Raw genomic sequence first — 16,712 nt, 5'->3', positions numbered from 1 at the left:
GCTGGCAGGTCTGGGACCTCGTCGGCCGCCTTGGTGGGCAGCTGCGGGTGATCCCCGGCGCCGTGCTCGGCTGGGACATGGGCGCGGCACTGGCCCTCGCAAGCGGCTTAGGCATTGACCCCCTGATCGCCGCCGAACTGCTGCCCGAGATCGAGGCGGTGATGGTGCGCCGACTGAACGAACAGATGGAAGGAAGCCGCGATGGCTGAGAAGAGGGTCTCTGTTCGCCTTGTGGCGGAAGGCGGCCGCCAGGTCCGTGCGGAACTGGAGGGTGTGGGTGCGGCTGGCGCGCGGGGCTTTGGCCGTCTTTCGCGCGAGATGGATCTGGCCAATGCTCGCGTCGTCGCCTTCGCCCGCCGTGCCACGCTGGCCGCCGCTGCCGCCACGGCCGCGCTGGCTGCTGCCGGGGCCGCGATGATCCGCTCGGGGCTGCAAACGGTGGATGCGCAGGCCAAGCTCGCGGCCTCGCTCGGCACCACGGTCGCCAGCATTCAGGTGCTGGAACGTGCGGGCGATCTGGCAGGCGTGTCGATGGGCCAGGTCGAACAGGCCACCGTGCAGCTGACGCGGCGGCTGAGCCAGGCGGCCGCAGGGACCGGCCCCGCCGTGGACGCCCTGCGCCGCCTGCGGCTCTCGGCCGAGGATCTGCAACGCCTGCCGCTCGATGCGCGCATCGCCACCATTCAGGAGGCGCTGGGCCAGTTTGTGCCCGAGGCCGAGCGCGCCGCTGTCGCCTCGCAGCTTTTCGGCGACCGGGCAGCGCTGGTGTTCACCCGGATCGACACGGCGACGTTGCGGCAAGCGACGGCGGATGTGCAGGATTTCGGGGTGGTGGTCTCGGAGGCTGACGCCAGCCAGATCCAGCGCACCAATGATGCGATCTCGCGGCTGGGGCTGATCTGGCGCGGGGTCTCGAACCAGCTGGCGGTGGCAGCCGCCCCGGCGCTGGAGGCGGTGGCCAATGCGCTGGCCGCCGTCGCGCGCACCACCGGGCCAGTGGGAACTGCGATCAAGGCGCTGTTTGACAACATCGGGCGGCTGGCGTCCATCGTCGCCACCTTTGCAGGCCTGATGGCCGGGCGCTGGGTGGCCGGGCTGGCGGCGGCAGCGCTTTCGGTGCGCGGGCTGGCCACGGCGCTGGTCGTGCTGCGCGGGGCGCTGATCCGCACCGGCATCGGTGCGTTGATTGTCGGTGCGGGCGAGCTGGTGTTCCAGTTCACACGGCTGGTCGCGGGCGCGGGCGGCGTGGGCGAGGCATTCCGGCTGCTGGGTGATCTCGCCAGGGAAGTGTGGTCGCGGATGGGGCTTTCACTCGACGCAGCCCTTGCCAACATGGCGGCGGGCTGGGAGGAGCTGAAGGCGTCCGGTCTTTCAGCACTTGAGGGCACCATCGCGGGCGTCGTCAGCTTCGGCGACCGGACGGCGGCGATTTTCCAGGGGGCCTTTGATGCCGCGGTGGCGATCTGGGGCGGACTGCCCGGCGCCATCGGCGACTTTGCCTTCCAGGCGGCAAACGGGCTGATTTCTGGTGTCGAGGCAATGCTGAATGGCGTCGTCACCCGCATCAACCGCTTCATCAACGGTTTGAACGCGGCACTGGCGCTGCTGCCGGAATGGGCCACCGGCGAGGGCGGTGTGCGGATCGGCACGCTGGATCCTGTCGGGCTGGGCCGGATCGGCAACCCGTTTGAAGGGGCGGCCACCGCTGCCGGGACCGCTGCGGCCGACGCCTTTTCGGCCGCCCTGTCGCGCAGCTTCCTGGACCCACCTGACCTTGGCCTTGGCGCCATGGCCGAAGATGCCCGCACCCGCGCCGATGGGTTTCGCGAGGCGGCGGGCATGCTGGCCGATGCCGCCGGTCGCCCGCTCGCCAGCCTGCAGGCGCTGCGCGATGCCATGACCGGCAGCGGGGCAGAGGCCGAAGCCGCGCTGGCCGGGGCTGTTGCTGCCGCCACGGCGCTGGGCGAGGGCCTTGACGACACCGGAAATGCCGCAGGTCGCGCCGGGGCGGCTGGCCGTGCAGCCGGGACCGCGACCACTGAGGGCGCAAAAACCGCCCTGACCGGCTGGGCCGCCGTCACCGCCACGCTGGCCGACTATGCCACCAGGGCCCGGGACATCGGTGGCGATATCGGGAGCACGCTGGTCGGGGCCTTCCAGAGCGCCGAGAACGCGGTGGGTGAGTTTGTGAAGACCGGCAAGCTCGATTTCGGCGATCTGGTCACCTCGATGATCGCCGATCTGGCCAAGCTGGCGGCGCGGCGATTTATCCTCGGCCCCATCGCCAATGCGCTCTCCGGCGCACTTGGCGGTGCGGGCGGTTTGTTCGCCAACATTCTTCACGCAGGTGGCGTGGTCGGTGCCCCGGGCCCCGGTCGCATGGTGCCAGCGCTGGTCTTTGCCAATGCGCCGCGCATGCATTCGGGTGGCTTTGCCGGACTGCGCCCGGACGAGGTTCCGGCGATCCTGCAACGCGGCGAACGGGTGCTGTCGCGTCGAGAGGTGGCTGGCTTTGGCCAGGGACAGTCCTCCGTGCCCGCCGTCAATGTCACCATCATCGCGCGTGACGCCGACAGCTTCCGGCAGTCCAGAACACAGGTCGCCGCCGACATTGCCCGCGCAGTGTCGCTAGGTCAGAGGGGCATCTGAGTGCGACCCCGCAAGTGGGAACCGGTTGCGGGGACCAGAGCACGAACAATGGAGAGACTTGATGGCGTTTCATGAGGTGCGGTTTCCCGACAATATCAGCCGCGGGGCGCGCGGCGGGCCGGAACGGCGCACGCAGGTCGTGGAACTGTCGAGCGGTGACGAGGAGCGCAACGCCAGCTGGGCCAATTCGCGCCGTCGCTATGACGTGGCCTACGGCATCCGCCGCGCCGATGATCTGGCGGCGGTGGTCGCGTTCTTCGAGGCGAGAGGCGGCCGCCTGCACGGCTTTCGCTATAAGGACTGGGCCGACTACAAATCGAGCCTGCCGTCGCAGGCGATCAGCGCCACAGATCAGCAGATCGGAACCGGGGATGGAGCCGTGACCGCCTTCGCCCTTCTGAAGCACTACACCTCCGGCGCACAAAGCTGGACCCGCGTCATCGCCAAACCTGTGGAAGGCAGCGTGCGCGTCGCACTCGGCGGCGTCGAGCAGATGTCGGGCTGGAGCGTTGATCCCACCACCGGCGTTGTGACCTTCACCACCGCCCCCGGCGCGGGCGTCACAATCACCGCTGGATTTGAGTTCGATGTGCCGGTGCGGTTTGACACCGACACGCTCGACGTCACCCTCGATGTCGAGCGGCTCGGGTCGATCACGTCCATTCCGCTCGTGGAGATTCGGCGGTAGGGGCACGGCTCAGGCCACGCACGGCTTGCAGGTTTGCAGGTTTGCACCTTCACGGATGCGGTCGTCGTTATCGGGGTCGGCGTCCGGGCTTGCGGATCAGCGGCACAACCCGATCCTCCGGTGGCGAGGCCTGCTTCAATGCGTCCAGAAAGGCGTCAACCTTCACCACATCAATGGTCAGATCGGCATCCTCAAGTGGGACCGCAGGCACGGCCTCACTGTCGTCGTCTGGGTCCTCGGGAATATCCTGCATCATCATCACAGCTCTCTCCAGCAACTCGGGTCCCCAGTCAGTTGGCTGCCGTTGCGGCACATATCAAGGTTTATCCATGAAGACCCTCTCCCCCGACCTGCAGGCCCATCTCGATGAAGGCACGACCACGCTGGCCTGGTGCTGGCGGATTTCACGCAGCGATGGCGTGGCGCTAGGCTTTACCGATCATGATCGCCCGCTCAGTTTCGATGGCACCGCGTTTGAACCCGAAAGCGGGTTTGCCGCCTCGGAGATCCGCGCAGGCTCTGATCTGGCGGTGGATGCACAGGACGCAAGTGGCGTTCTGAGCTCGGATCGGATCACCGAGAGCGACATTCTCGACGGGCGCTGGGACAATGCAGCGGTGGAACTGTGGCGGGTGAACTGGGCTGACACCGGCCAGCGTGTGCTCCTGCGCCGGGGTGCCGTCGGCCAGATCCGGCGCGGGCGGATCGCATTTGTGGCCGAAGTGCGCAGCCTGGCGCATGTGCTGGGCCAGACCGTCGGGCGGACGTTTCAGGCGGGATGCGACGCGGAACTTGGCGATGCGCGCTGCGGCATCGATCTGGAAAACGCGATCTACAAGGGCACCGGCGTGGTGACAGACCTGCTGCGCGACCGCGCCTTCCGGGCCTCGGGGCTGGCCGGATTTGACGCGGGCTGGTTTGCCGCCGGGACGCTCACCTGGACCAGCGGCACCAATGCCGGGCGCGTCACCGAGGTGCTGGCGCACGGGCTGGAGGGGAGCATCGCGACCCTGACCCTGCTGGAAGCACCGGTGCGGGCCATTAATGAAGGCGACAGTTTCATCGCCCGCGCAGGCTGCGACAAGCGCATCGCCACCTGCACGGGCAAGTTCGCCAACACCCCCAACTTCCGGGGCTTCCCACATATCCCAGGACAGGATGCCGTGCTGCGCTATGCGAGCCAGGACGGCAGCCATGAGGGAGAGGTGTTATGACTGGGCCGGAATCGCCCGCCGCCGATCCCGCCCTCATCATTGCCACCGCCCGCCGCTGGCTCGGCACACCCTATCACGACCAGGCAAGTCTGCATGGGGTCGGTTGCGATTGCCTCGGCCTCGCGCGCGGCGTCTGGCGCGAGGTGGTGGGCATTGAGCCCTTCCCGATCCCGCCCTACAGCCGGGACTGGGGTGAGACCGGTCCCCGCGAGGTGCTGGCCGAGGGCGCGAGCGCGATGATGCCGGAAATCACCCCTGACGAGGCCGGTCCCGGCGCGCTGATCCTGTTCCGCATGGCCCCCTGCGCCATCGCCAAACATGTCGGTATCCTGACCGGCCCCCAAAGCTTCATCCACGCCTATGAGCACCTTGGCGTGATCGAGCAAACGCTCACCCCAAGCTGGCGGCGGCGCATCGCCTTCGCCTTCCTCTTTCCCAAAAGCTGAGACCTCCTACATGGCAACATTGGTTCTCGGTGCCGTCGGCTCCGCCATTGGCGGCAGCATCGGCGGCAGCATCCTTGGGCTGTCTGCCGCCACCATCGGCGGCTTTGTCGGCTCATCCATCGGGTCGGTGGTCGACACCTGGATCGTCTCGTCGCTCGCTCCGGCGCAGCGCATCGAAGGCCAGCGCCTCGACAGTCTGCGCATCACCGCCTCGACCGAAGGGGCGGTCATCCCGCGCCTCTTTGGCCGGATGCGCATCGGTGGCAACATCATCTGGGCCACGGATTTTCGCGAGGAGACCAAAACCAGCCGTCAGGGCGGCGGCAAGGGCGGCGGGCCCAAGGTCACCACCACCGAGTTTCTCTACTTTGCCTCCTTCGCCGTGGCGCTCTCGGAGGGCGAAGTGACCGGCATTGGGCGCATCTGGGCCGATGGCAAGCCGATGGATCTCTCGGGCGTGACCTGGCGCTGGTATCCCGGCGACGAGGTTCAGGAGCCAGATCCGTTTATTTCGGCCAGAATGGGGGCAGGCCAAACCCCCGCCTATCGCGGCACCGCCTATGTGGTCTTCGAGGAGCTGGCGCTCAGCAATTTTGGCAACCGCCTGCCGCAGCTCTCCTTCGAGGTGTTTCGCCCGCTGGCCGATCCTGACACGGCCGAAGGGCTGGTGCGCGCCGTCACGATGATTCCGGCTTCGGGCGAGTTCATCTACGCCACCCAGCCTGTCCGGCGGCTCTCCGGCCCGGGCGGGGCCACCCGCGCCGAGAACCTGAACGCCATTTCCGAGACCGCCGATATCGTCGTGGCGCTCGACCGGCTGCAAGCCTCGGTCCCGGGCATCGAGGGCGTCAGCCTCGTGGTGACCTGGTTCGGCGATGACCTGCGGGCCGGGCAGTGCAGGATCCGGCCCGGTGTGGAACTGCCTGTCAAGATCACCACGCCCGTCGCCTGGTCGGTGAATGGCGTGGCGCGGGCGGCTGCGCATCTCGTCAGCCAGGACAGCGACGACCGCCCGGTCTTTGGCGGCACACCGGCGGATTTTGCGGTGTTGCAGGCAATCCGGGAGATCCGGGCGCGCGGGCTGCGGGTGACCTTTTACCCCTTCCTCTTGATGGATGTGCCGCCCGGCAACAGCTTGCCCGACCCGTATTCCAACAATGAAGCGGGGACGGGCCAGCCAGCTTTTCCCTGGCGCGGGCGGATCACCGCGTCGCCTGCGGCGGGGGTTGCCGGAAGCGTCGACCAGACCAGCGCCGCTTCAGCACAGGTCGCGGCCTTCTTCGGCGCGACCACACCGACAAGTTTCAGCATCTCCGGGGACACCGTCAGCTGGGCCGGGCCCGTGGAGGACTGGGGCCTGCGACGCATGGTGCTGCATTATGCGCATCTCTGCGCGGTGGCGGGCGGAGTCGATGCATTCCTGATCGGCTCGGAGATGCCCGGCCTGACCACGATCCGGAGCGGGGCCGCGACCTATCCGGCGGTCGCGGCCTACCGCGATCTGGCGGGCGACGTGCGCAGCATTCTGGGTGCGGGCACCGCCATCAGCTATGCCGCCGACTGGTCGGAATACTTCGGGCACCATCCGAGCGATGGATCCGGCGACGTGTATTTCCACCTGGACCCGCTCTGGGCGGATCCCAGCATCACCTTCATCGGCATCGATAACTACATGCCGCTCTCGGACTGGCGCGACGGGTTTGAGCATGCCGATGCAGCCCTTGCCCCCGCGATCTATGATCAGACCTATCTGCAGAGCAACATTACCGGCGGCGAGGGGTTCGACTGGTTCTATGCGAGCCCGGCTGATCGCGCCGCGCAGATCCGGACGCCCATTACCGATGGCGGCGCGGACAAGCCATGGGTGTTCCGCTTCAAGGATCTGCGCGCCTGGTGGCAAAATGCGCATTTTGACCGGCCAGGTGGCATCGAGAGCGGCATGCCCACCGCGTGGTTGCCGCAATCGAAACCGATCTGGTTCACCGAACTGGGCTGCCCGGCGATCGATCGCGGCACCAACCAGCCGAATGTGTTCTTCGACCCGAAATCCTCGGAAAGCGAGGTGCCCTACTTCTCGCGCGGCTGGCGGGATGATGCGATCCAGCGGGCGTATCTGGAAGCGAGCTATCTGTTCTGGGGTGCCCCGGCGAACAATCCAACCTCGGCCATTTACGGCACTCCGATGGTGCATCTGCCCGACTGCGCCGCCTGGACCTGGGATGCGCGGCCCTATCCGTTTTTCCCCGAACTCACCGATGTCTGGAGCGATGGCCCGAACTGGCGGCTCGGGCACTGGCTGACGGGTCGGCTCGGGGCTGTGTCGCTGGCGGCATTGGTGCGCCATCTCTGCCTGCGCGCCGGGCTGCCGGAAGCGCAGATCGACGTCTCCGAGATATGGGGCGCGGTCGAGGGCTATGTGATTTCGGCTCTGGAAGCGCCGCGCGCCTCGCTCGGCACCCTGGCGCGGCATTTCGGGTTCGATGCGGTGGAAAGCGAAGGGCGCATCCGCTTCCTGATGCGCGGCCGCATTGCCAGCGTGACAATCACCCCCGACAGCATGGTCGCGCCATCGTCAGGATCGGGCGATGTGATGGAGCTCACCCGCGCGCAGGAAACCGAACTTCCCCAGGCCCTGAAGTGGCAGGTCGCGCGCGCCGATGAGGATTATGACGCGGCACAGGTCGAGGCCCGGCGTATCACGGTGGACACGGCTCGTATTGCCTCCGAGGCATTCCCGATAGCGGTGCCGCCCGAAGAGGCCGAACGCCGCTGCCGCCGCGCCCTGATGGAGGCCTGGGTCGGCCGCGAAACTGCGGCGTTCCGTCTGCCGCCGTCGCGTCTGGCGCTGGATCCGGCGGACGTGATCCTGCTTGATCACGATGGCCGCCTGACCGAGATGCGTCTGGTGTCGATTGCCGACTCCGACCTGCGCAGCATTGACGCCGTGCGCCAGGACCGCGCGGTCTATAACCTGCCACCCGGCGAGCGACGCCCGACCACGCTCTCGACACCGACGGTGTTTGGCGCGCCCGAGATCCTCCTGCTCGATCTGCCGCAGCTGCGCGAGGATCAGCCAGCGCATCGGCCCTTGGTCGCGGCGCATGCCAAGCCATGGCCCGGCGAGATTGCCGTCTACCGCAGTGCGGCAACAGACGGCTTTGCGCTGCTGACCACATTTGGCACGCGGGCACGCATGGGCGTGCTGGCGGCGGATTTCCATGCGGGGCCGGTGGCGCGCTTCGATCTCGGCAATGCGCTGCTGGTCGATCTCTATTCCGGCACGCTGGAGAGCGTCACCGATCTCGCCCTCCTCGGCGGGGCGAATGCGCTGGCAGTGGAGACCAGTCCGGGGCTCTGGGAGATTGTCCAGGCGGGTGCGGCCGAGCTCGTCGCAGCGGGGCGCTATGCGCTGACCCGGTTGCTGCGGGGCCAGCGCGGCACGGAAGGGGCCATCGCCAGCGTGGTGGCGAATGGCGCGCGCGTCGTGGTGCTGGATACGGCGCTGGCATCCCTGCCCATCAGCGAAGCCGATCTCGGTCTGCCATGGAACTGGCGGATCGGCCCGGCCTCGAAGCCGGTCAGCGACGAGACTTTTGTGGCCAGCACCTTCACCCCCGAAGGCACCGGGCTGTGGCCCTTCTCGGTCGCCCATGTCGAACAGCCCTGGCGCTTTGCCCGCAACCCCGGCGATCTGACGATCCGCTGGGTGCGACGGTCGCGATCCCTGGCCGCCGACAGCTGGGGCGCAGGCGATGTGCCACTGGCCGAGGACGCCGAGGCCTATGAGGTCGACATTCTGGACGGGTCAGTTGTCAAGCGATCCTTGACGACTGCCACGACCAGCGCTCTCTACACTGCCACCCAACAGACCGCCGATTGGGGCGCGCCGCTCGGACCCGGCCAATCTCTCGCCCTCCGTATTTACCAGCTCTCGGCCCTGATCGGCCGGGGCGCTGGGCGATCCGTCACCCTCACCTTCTGAAAGCGTTTCCATGTCCGACGTCACCACCCATCTCCTGCTGCCCTATATTCTGGCATCGCAGGCCCAGAAGCATGTCACCCACAACGACGCGCTGCGGCTCCTCGACGGGTTGGTGCAGCTTTCGGTGCTGGATCGGGATCAGACGGCCCCACCCGCCAGCCCTGCCGACGGCGACCGCCATATCGTGGCGAGCGGTGGCACCGGCCTTTGGGCAGGCTGGGACCTGAACGTCGCGCTCTGGACCGACGGCGCGTGGCAGCGCCTGCCGCCACGGACCGGCTGGCGCGCGTGGGTCGAAAGTGAGAGCCTGCTGCTGGTCTTTGACGGCGCGGGCTGGGTCGGGAGCACGCCAGCCGCGCTGCAGAACATGGCGTTTCTTGGTATCGGCACCACCGCCGACGCGGCCAATCCGTTCTCGGCCAAGCTGAACGCCGCGCTCTGGACGGCAAGGACCGTGGCCGAGGGCGGCACAGGCGATCTGTTCTACACCATGAACAAGGAGGCTGCGGGCGATGATCTCGGGCTGACATTGCAGACCGGGTTCGTGACCAAGGCCCTGGTCGGCCTGTTCGGTTCGGACCGCTTCCGCCTCGCGGTCTCGGCCGATGGCAACACCTTCTTCGATGGCCTCATCATCGACAACGCCACCGGCATCGTCGATCAACCGCAGCTGCCCCGCTTCAAGGCCTGGACCAACTTCGACAATTACGTCGGCGTCGACACCTGGACCAGGATCGCGCTCAACATGACCGATATGAACGATCAGGGCGCGTTCGACGCCACCACCAACCTTTTTACCGCGCCCGCCTCCGGCACCTATCTCTTTGGCGCGACGCTGCTCTACAAGGTCAATGCCAGCACCGCAGCCCGGATGCGCGGGCGGCTCGTGCTGAACGGGGCCACCGAGCTCCGCGGCTCCTTCGGCGAGATCAGCGGCGGTCACGTCTCTCTCGCCACAGCCCTCTGGCTGCAAACCATGGTGGCGCTGACTGCGGGCGATACCGTCGAGCTGCAGGGGTATTTCCGGGCTGCGGACGGGTTCTTCGCGGCCAATCACACCTCATTCTGGGGCTGCAAGGTTGGCTGAGGCTCCCCGGCACACCCTTGTTGCACACCAACACCAACCCCCGACCAAGGATATGACCATGACAGAGCGCACCTCGTGGCTGCAGGAGGTCGGCGCGGCATTCCGCGACAATGGCCTGACCGCCGCCATCACTGCACTGATCGGCGGCTTCATGGCTCTTTTGGCCGCTGTCACGCGCCGCGCCTTCACCAATGACGCGATGCTGGTCCGGCTTGAGCGTGAGCTGCTGGCCGAGCGCGACCGCGTGGATCGCCAGCGCGCAGAGGACCGCAAGGGCGATGCCGACCGGCTGGAGCGCATCGAGACCGACATCCGCGCGATGCGGGATCTGATGTTCGAGGCCTTCCAGCGCGGCCGCACCGACTGACGATCGCGCCCATCACCAAGCCACCCCACCCGACCCGCCCTCTGCAGGCGGGTTTTGCATGTCTGGAGACCCATCATGCCGACCACGACCTATGCCCATTTCCGCGACGTTCCCGACAGCGCCTGGCGCTGGCCTAGCTTTTCGCCTGCGGAGATCGCGTCACGCGGGGAGGGCGCGATAAAGATCAACACGGAGGCGCTGGACAAGCTGCAGTCCCTGCGCAACCGCCTCGGCAAGCCGCTGATCGTCCGATCCGCCTATCGCAGCCCCACGCATAACCGCGCCGTCGGCGGCGCGCCCGCCTCCAAACACATGCAGGGCACCGCGTTCGATATCGCCATGTCGAACCACGACCCCATTGCCTTCGAGGCGGCAGCGCGGGCGGTGGGCTTCCTCGGCTTCGGCTATTACCCGCGCTCGGGCTTCATGCATATCGATCTCGGGCCCGCGCGCAGCTGGGGCGATCCCTTCCCGCCGCGCGCCACACCCTTCGTGCCGGAGGTGGCCCCCGCCCGGGAGGTGCTGGCCGACAGTCGCACCCTGAAAGGCAGTGGCGCGGCCGGAGTGGCGACGGTCGGTGCCGCCGGTGTCGAAGTGGCGCAGGAGGTCATTGCCGAGACGCAATCCGCAATCCTGCCGCTGGTGCCCTACCTCGACACCCTTCGCTGGGTGTTCATTGCCCTGGCGCTGATCGGCATCGCCGTCGCCATCCACGCCCGGATTGATGACTGGAAACGGGGGCAGCGGTGATGGGCTGGATCACCGCCATCCTCTCCAGCGGCCCGGCGCGCAATGCGCTGGGCCTTATCCTGGCAGCAATCACCACCGTCCTGTTCCTGCTCAACCTCCGCCGCGCCGGGGAACGCGCCGGGCGGCTGGCCGAACGCCTTTCAACATCGGAGAAGATACATGACATTCAACGCAAGATGCTGGACGCCGCCAGCCGTCGTCCCGCTGATCGCGATGGTCTGGCTCGGCGCTTGCGCGACGGACAGTTCTGAAACACGGGGGCCTTGCCCACCCGTAGTAGACTACAGCGCTGCCGAACAGGCGAGCGCCGCCGCAGAGGTGGGAGCGCTGCCGGAAGGTGCGATGATCGTTCGAATGCTCGGCGACTATGCCGTCTTGCGCGACCAGGCGCGGGCCTGTCAGTGAAGCAAGAGCGGAGCCCTACGATGTTGGCGGCCCAACACAACGGGAGCAGCCGCACGGCCGACGCGGACGGCGGAAAGCGGCCGTTCAGTAACGTCGTCGGTGGCATCCCTAGTTGCCATAGCGGTCATTCGGCGGATGGGATGGACCTGATCTCTAACTTTCTCCACCTCCGAGCCGACGGCGACATTCACAATGTCGCCGCCGTGGATAGTACTTCGCCGTTAGTCTGACGGAGACAGCTCATTCACGGCGATGACGTCAGACAACTTTACCCGCCCACTATCGACGGCGGCCGCCTTCCTCTCAGATGCATCGTCGCCTTCGGCATCATTGTGCTGGATCGGGGCCCAGCTACCCATTGAAGAAATATAGGCGAGCACGTTTGTATGGGCACGGTTATGGCTGAATGACACAATTTCCCGACCAGCATCTACCTTCAGGGTATCCTTCAAACATTTGACGACGAAGACACAGATGGCTTGTGAGACAGCCAACCTGAATTTCTCGATTTCGAACGCGCCACCAAAAGACGCGGAGCCACCAGGTCCAGCCACCGCAAAATAGTAGTCCGGGCAGGTATAATAGGCAAAGTAGGGGCTACCGGATTTGCAAACGAACGCGACCTCCATGATCTTGCCCTCAAAGTGATCCTTGGGGAACTTCCGGGCCGCCTCGCCAGTGAAAAGGATCTTTCCGCCTCGGGTTATAGAAACGACCTCCAAATCGTGCCCCATGACACGAAGCTTACTCCGGGTATCCTTCTTGAAAAGGCCAAACACTTACTTTCCTTTCTCAGTATATTCCAGTGTTCTCGATATTTCACCGCAACCAAGACTGATCTCGGGGCGGCGCGCAATCCCAAAAAATATCGTGCTCATGACATTATCGTTTTCCGCTGCCAGATTTGACGACGCCCAGTTTGATGTCACTTGCACCCTCTGCTTTGTCCGCCTCACGTGTTCTTATTTCCGAAACAGAGGCCGTACCAGTGCAATCAGGGTAGCGAATACAGCCGAAAAAATCTCCGTAGCGCCCTTGCCTCTCTACAAGCCAGCCATCGGAGCATTTTGGGCATTCATGATGGTTCGCTTCGCAATGCGAGCATTTGAGGACTCCCGAAGGCCCCGAAACCGTCGGCATTCCGATCCCACAGTTACTGCAGGCGGGCATGTAATTGCTGCACATGAGGCTGTGCTCGCATCGGTACCATACTCGCCCATCCCGGGCGGGCACTGGAAGCAAGCGTCCACCGCATTCGCTGCAAGGTACATGGCCAACCGTTGACCCGGTCGAAGTCGCTAGACCGTACTCCGTATCGGAAACCAGTTCCCGCACGAAGCATGATGGCTCGGCTTCGGAAGCTAGAAGCGTGACGGTTGAGCGTGCGCGGGTCATTGCCACATACATGATCCGCCGTTCTTCGGCGTGTTGGAATGGCTCTCCTTCCGGTGAGACCAGGCTCAGGATCGGGTCATCGGTGACTTCGGACGGGAAACCATACTTGCCGTTGTTGCATCCAAGGATGACGACGTGATCGGCTTCCAGGCCTTTTGAGCCGTGGATCGTCTTGAAGCTCAACGACAGGTTTGGGAACTTTCGCCCGATAGCCGCCATGTCGGGCCGCTCGTGGCGATATCTTGCCAAGAGAAGAACACTGGTCACCTTGCCGGTCCCGCAATCCTTGGCCCTTAGTTCCATCAGATTCGCCAAGGTTTCCAAGAGTTCACCCTCTTGCTTGGCCTTTTTCGTCCAAACCACACGAAGCGCAGGGCCTTCTGCTTCGCTGGCCGGAATGATCGTCTTTTCTATCTGTGCAGGGTTTTGAAGAATGAAGCGTCGGGCTGCGAGAGCAATTTTGTCGACCGACCGAAAAGTGCGGCCAAGGTCCACGACTTGATGAATATCCTTCTGGGAGCCGAACTCGCCGCCGAACTTGGGGCCAAAGCTGCGCATGATATGGATATCCGCACCAGCGAAGCGGTAGATCGACTGCCAGTCATCCCCAACCGCGAACACTCGGGCATCCCCATGCTGAGCCTTCAAGGTACCGACAAGACGTGCCCGATCTTGCGAGATGTCCTGGAACTCGTCGACGAGAATATGCCGGAACGGGCTTTGATAAGCCCCGCTCTCGACGTATCCGGCGGCCCGAAGAACCATGTCCTCGAAGTCGATCCTCTCGCCCAATTCATGCTGATATAGGCGCAGCACTGGATCAAAAACCGTTAGAAACGCTCTGCCGCGCTCGCCCATGTTGAGCCTGTCCGCCTTTGATCGGCACGCTGCTAGGGTATAGCTGCCGCCTTTCAACTGAAGCAGAAACGTGCCAAGTAGCTGCGTAAAGCTATCGACATGCCCCATCTCGACGACGCGGTCATAGATGGACACAATCGGTCGCGGTCTCATCGTTACGTACGGACCAAGCTTTTCGGCCAGCGCCTCGAGGAGGCGTCCTTCTTGACGTTCGTAGCTATAGGTTTCGATGAGTTTGGTTTCAAAACTGGCATGGACTTTTCGCTTCCACTCCATCGACGCCAGGTATTCTTCACGGTCAACGAATGGCGCCGTAACCAGGCGATCAGGTAGACCAAAGAGCGATTTCTCTTTCCGGACACCGAAATGCTCGAGGTAGATGCCGCACTCGGTCAGGCGAAAATCTGGAGTATATCCTCGCCGACCCGAATCTGGCAGGCGGTGTTCGTACTGCGGCTCATACTCATATTCGATGCCGTTTCGATACAACCAGTTAGCGATCAGGAATTCTTCGTAGCTGCGAACCTTTTCGCCTTGAAGCGTGCGAAGATTGAGGCTTTCGACATGGGTATACCAAGCGTGCTTGGTCTCGTAGTCCCATTCGCTGCCGCATTCGATGCGGAACTGAGTGAACCAATCGACAATCACATTCGCGATCTTTTCGTCAGTCGCGATCAGATGCCGAAGAATCCGCCGGATCACGTCAAAATACCGTTTCTGGTCCCCGGCATGCGAAGCAAGAGGTGGTTTAGTGCCCTCTACGTCGCCGATAATATGGTAGGCCAACGCGTGGAATGTCCACGCCCTGACCGGGACGTTACACGCTCGGCCTATTCGCGTGGCCATCTCATTTGCGGCCTCTTTCCCAAAAGCCAAAGGAAGAATTTCCCCCGGTTCACGGATACCCGATTTCAGCAGGTAAGCAGCCTTCGCGGTGATGACGCTTGTTTTGCCTGACCCCGCACCAGCGAGAACGAGGGTGGCGTCTTCTTCGCTGAGCACGGCGCGCCGCTGTTCGGCTGTGAGCGGCTGAGCCTCGACACCATCGAGAAAGCGCTTCCATCGGGCAAGTTCGCGCTCCAGGTGCGCCGCTATGGCGCCTTCCCTAGCAAGTTTGGGATCTTTCAAGAAATCATGGATACGCCCGCAAACCGCCTTGTCTTCAAACATCCCTTCTACGCGGACCATTTCTTGACTCAAAAAGCCTCGATATTTCGCGGCCTCCGAGAGAACCGGTGGCGTTACGCAGGCCGCGGGGTACCGAGAAGGTCTTTCAAGCCAGCTCAAAGCGGCAGCCAACTCGTTGAACTTTACGACATCCCACGCAGCCTCCGGCCTTTCGGCCTCGGTTGCCTGCGGGTTCAGACTGAACTTCGGGCTGGTGTTGACGGGCTGGTATGACGTAGTCGAAGACGGCCGCCGCGATGCGCCGAAGAGTTCTCCGACCAGTCCGAAAACGGCGGCGCCGATCAGCCACTCAATCATTACCTACACCGCCCATCGTCGCCTGTCGAAGCCCAGACTTGGCCATGCCAAGTGACCTTTGTGCGACCGAAAACTGTCGGCAAAGCGGCGAAGTAATTTGGAGGGCTTTTCGTTTCCATCGCGCAGGCGATGTCGAACTGTTGGCGGTCCGATTGGCATTCAGGCTTTAAAGAAGCATTTTACGCCTAGAAGCGGCGCCGCATTCTCTCCTAGATAGGATTTCTTGATCATATGACCGACCAAGGTGCAGCGGGCCATCTTTCCGAGTTTGCTTGCCATTCCAGACCGGCCGAGAGCTAAGCTGAAATCGTTAAGACCATCGGTGATCTGGTCGGCGGCAGATCCTTCGACAAGACGATTCATGCCCCCCCTGTAGAAATTAGGGGCTATTCCCGTGCGACGAATGAAAGCTTGCACATATCCGTCTTCGCTGGAGCTCGCGGCGTCCAGTTCATAGGCAATAACGTCCATCGTAGCACCATACTTGATGCTTACTGCGCTCACGAAACGGCACGCACAGACCATTAGAACCGGCGGTAGAAAGCCGGTTTCTACAGAGCCTGCGGCCAACGCGGCAAGGTTGTCCATCCCGAAACCAGCACGGTCGGCGCCCTCCAACATGTATAGCTGCTGCTCTGCCTTGGGGTGACCTATGGCCGCCGCCTTGTAGAAATTGTCCGCAGCGGCATCTAGGTCGAATGTGCGCAGGTAGCCGCCTCCGTGCAGAAGAAACAGATTGTAATACGCTGACCCGTGCTCACCTTCGGCTGCTAGGTTAAAGTGATCATAGGCGCCTTGATAGTCTTTGGCGCTCACTGCCATGACGCCTGATCTGTAAGCGTCCTCTGCCCGGGTATCTGAGCTTTTGAAGAATTGCTTTCCGAAAAGTGCCATCCCGATGGTATCCCAGAAAGTGAGTGAGGATACAACCCTTCTCGCCTAGCTAGAAGCGCAAAGTTTTGAAAGTCAACGAGGTGCCCGCGGGCGGCAAACGAGCCAGGCCAGGCATGAACTACATGCTCGGCGTGGGCATATTCCTGCGCCTAGCGCAATGTCAGCAGCGCCGCGCGCAACAGGGGGCGAATGTGCGAGGTCGGGGTGGCCATCGGGAAGGGTGCGGAAGTTGATCATGGCGTGATGCTGCCACAGTGTTTTGGGCGAGGCCAGAACGCAAAAGTCCCCCTGAGTTTTCAGGGGGACTTGCAAAACGTTGACTTGGCGTTGACTCGTTTTTGCGCGGGCCGTACACAAGTGTTTTTGTCGGATTCTAACCATTTGGAAAGGTTAGAGAATTTGGTTGCGGGAGTAGGATTTGAACCTACGACCTTCAGGTTATGAGCCTGACGAGCTACCGGACTGCTCCATCCCGCGACGCTTTGGTATGGC

Annotated in this window: 14 protein-coding genes and 1 tRNA gene; 10 read left to right on the top strand and 5 right to left on the bottom strand. The window is 63.9% G+C overall.

Annotated elements, in window-relative coordinates; all coding sequences use genetic code 11:
* Positions 1-47: 47 nt before the first annotated feature.
* The 3 genes from ACSSV4_RS20560 (at position 48) to ACSSV4_RS20550 (ending at position 3,337) form a co-directional block, all read left to right on the top strand.
* Positions 48-209: a DUF7697 family protein gene (locus ACSSV4_RS20560; RefSeq protein WP_454276955.1), complete on the top strand. Its 162-nt coding sequence runs from the start codon at positions 48-50 to the stop codon at positions 207-209.
* The gene (locus ACSSV4_RS20555) at positions 202-2,649 is read left to right on the top strand and encodes a phage tail tape measure C-terminal domain-containing protein (RefSeq protein WP_454276954.1); all 2,448 of its coding nucleotides are present in this window, start codon (positions 202-204) and stop codon (positions 2,647-2,649) included. The genes ACSSV4_RS20560 and ACSSV4_RS20555 overlap by 8 nt, the downstream gene beginning before the upstream one ends.
* A gap of 61 nt (positions 2,650-2,710) precedes the next feature.
* A complete protein-coding gene (locus ACSSV4_RS20550; protein ID WP_454276953.1) occupies positions 2,711-3,337 on the top strand; it encodes a phage distal tail protein, Rcc01695 family in 627 nt (208 codons plus the stop codon).
* 67 nt (positions 3,338-3,404) lie between these two features.
* On the opposite strand, the gene ACSSV4_RS20545 is transcribed toward ACSSV4_RS20550, so the two are convergent.
* Positions 3,405-3,596: a hypothetical protein gene (locus tag ACSSV4_RS20545; protein WP_454276952.1), complete on the bottom strand. Its 192-nt coding sequence runs from the start codon at positions 3,594-3,596 to the stop codon at positions 3,405-3,407.
* Positions 3,597-3,666: 70 nt separating this feature from the next.
* Between ACSSV4_RS20545 and ACSSV4_RS20540 the strand changes: the two genes are divergently transcribed.
* The 7 genes from ACSSV4_RS20540 (at position 3,667) to ACSSV4_RS20510 (ending at position 11,434) form a co-directional block, all read left to right on the top strand.
* A complete protein-coding gene (locus ACSSV4_RS20540; protein ID WP_454276951.1) occupies positions 3,667-4,551 on the top strand; it encodes a DUF2163 domain-containing protein in 885 nt (294 codons plus the stop codon).
* Positions 4,548-4,997: an NlpC/P60 family protein gene (locus tag ACSSV4_RS20535; RefSeq protein ID WP_454276950.1), complete on the top strand. Its 450-nt coding sequence runs from the start codon at positions 4,548-4,550 to the stop codon at positions 4,995-4,997. Before ACSSV4_RS20540 ends, ACSSV4_RS20535 begins: the two co-directional genes overlap by 4 nt.
* A gap of 10 nt (positions 4,998-5,007) precedes the next feature.
* Positions 5,008-8,979, top strand: a complete 3,972-nt coding sequence (locus ACSSV4_RS20530; protein WP_454276949.1) for a baseplate multidomain protein megatron — start codon at positions 5,008-5,010, stop codon at positions 8,977-8,979.
* A 10-nt stretch (positions 8,980-8,989) separates the two neighbouring features.
* Positions 8,990-10,066, top strand: coding sequence for a DUF2793 domain-containing protein (locus ACSSV4_RS20525; protein WP_454276948.1), 1,077 nt, complete (start codon positions 8,990-8,992; stop codon positions 10,064-10,066).
* Positions 10,067-10,124: 58 nt separating this feature from the next.
* Complete coding sequence (locus ACSSV4_RS20520; protein ID WP_454276947.1) at positions 10,125-10,433, top strand: hypothetical protein; 309 nt, start codon at positions 10,125-10,127, stop codon at positions 10,431-10,433.
* Between the two features lie 75 nt (positions 10,434-10,508).
* Positions 10,509-11,183, top strand: a complete 675-nt coding sequence (locus ACSSV4_RS20515) for a YcbK family protein (protein WP_454276946.1) — start codon at positions 10,509-10,511, stop codon at positions 11,181-11,183.
* Positions 11,183-11,434 (top strand): hypothetical protein, encoded by a 252-nt coding sequence (locus ACSSV4_RS20510; RefSeq protein ID WP_454276945.1) that lies wholly within the window; start codon positions 11,183-11,185, stop codon positions 11,432-11,434. Before ACSSV4_RS20515 ends, ACSSV4_RS20510 begins: the two co-directional genes overlap by 1 nt.
* Positions 11,435-11,809: 375 nt before the next feature.
* Here the strand turns inward: ACSSV4_RS20510 and ACSSV4_RS20505 are convergent, their stop codons facing one another.
* From ACSSV4_RS20505 to ACSSV4_RS20490, 4 genes are all read right to left on the bottom strand, one after another.
* Positions 11,810-12,322 (bottom strand): hypothetical protein, encoded by a 513-nt coding sequence (locus tag ACSSV4_RS20505; RefSeq protein WP_454276944.1) that lies wholly within the window; start codon positions 12,320-12,322, stop codon positions 11,810-11,812.
* A gap of 148 nt (positions 12,323-12,470) precedes the next feature.
* Positions 12,471-15,326 (bottom strand): UvrD-helicase domain-containing protein, encoded by a 2,856-nt coding sequence (locus ACSSV4_RS20500; RefSeq protein ID WP_454276943.1) that lies wholly within the window; start codon positions 15,324-15,326, stop codon positions 12,471-12,473.
* Positions 15,327-15,485: 159 nt separating this feature from the next.
* The gene (locus tag ACSSV4_RS20495; RefSeq protein WP_454276942.1) at positions 15,486-16,220 is read right to left on the bottom strand and encodes a hypothetical protein; all 735 of its coding nucleotides are present in this window, start codon (positions 16,218-16,220) and stop codon (positions 15,486-15,488) included.
* Between the two features lie 400 nt (positions 16,221-16,620).
* Positions 16,621-16,697: transfer RNA gene (locus ACSSV4_RS20490), tRNA-Met, on the bottom strand.
* Positions 16,698-16,712: the final 15 nt, after the last annotated feature.

Source organism: Roseovarius sp. MBR-154 (genome assembly GCF_053628595.1).
The sequence above is the reverse complement of the archived record's forward strand: the minus strand, read 5'-3'. Positions and strand labels throughout refer to the sequence as shown.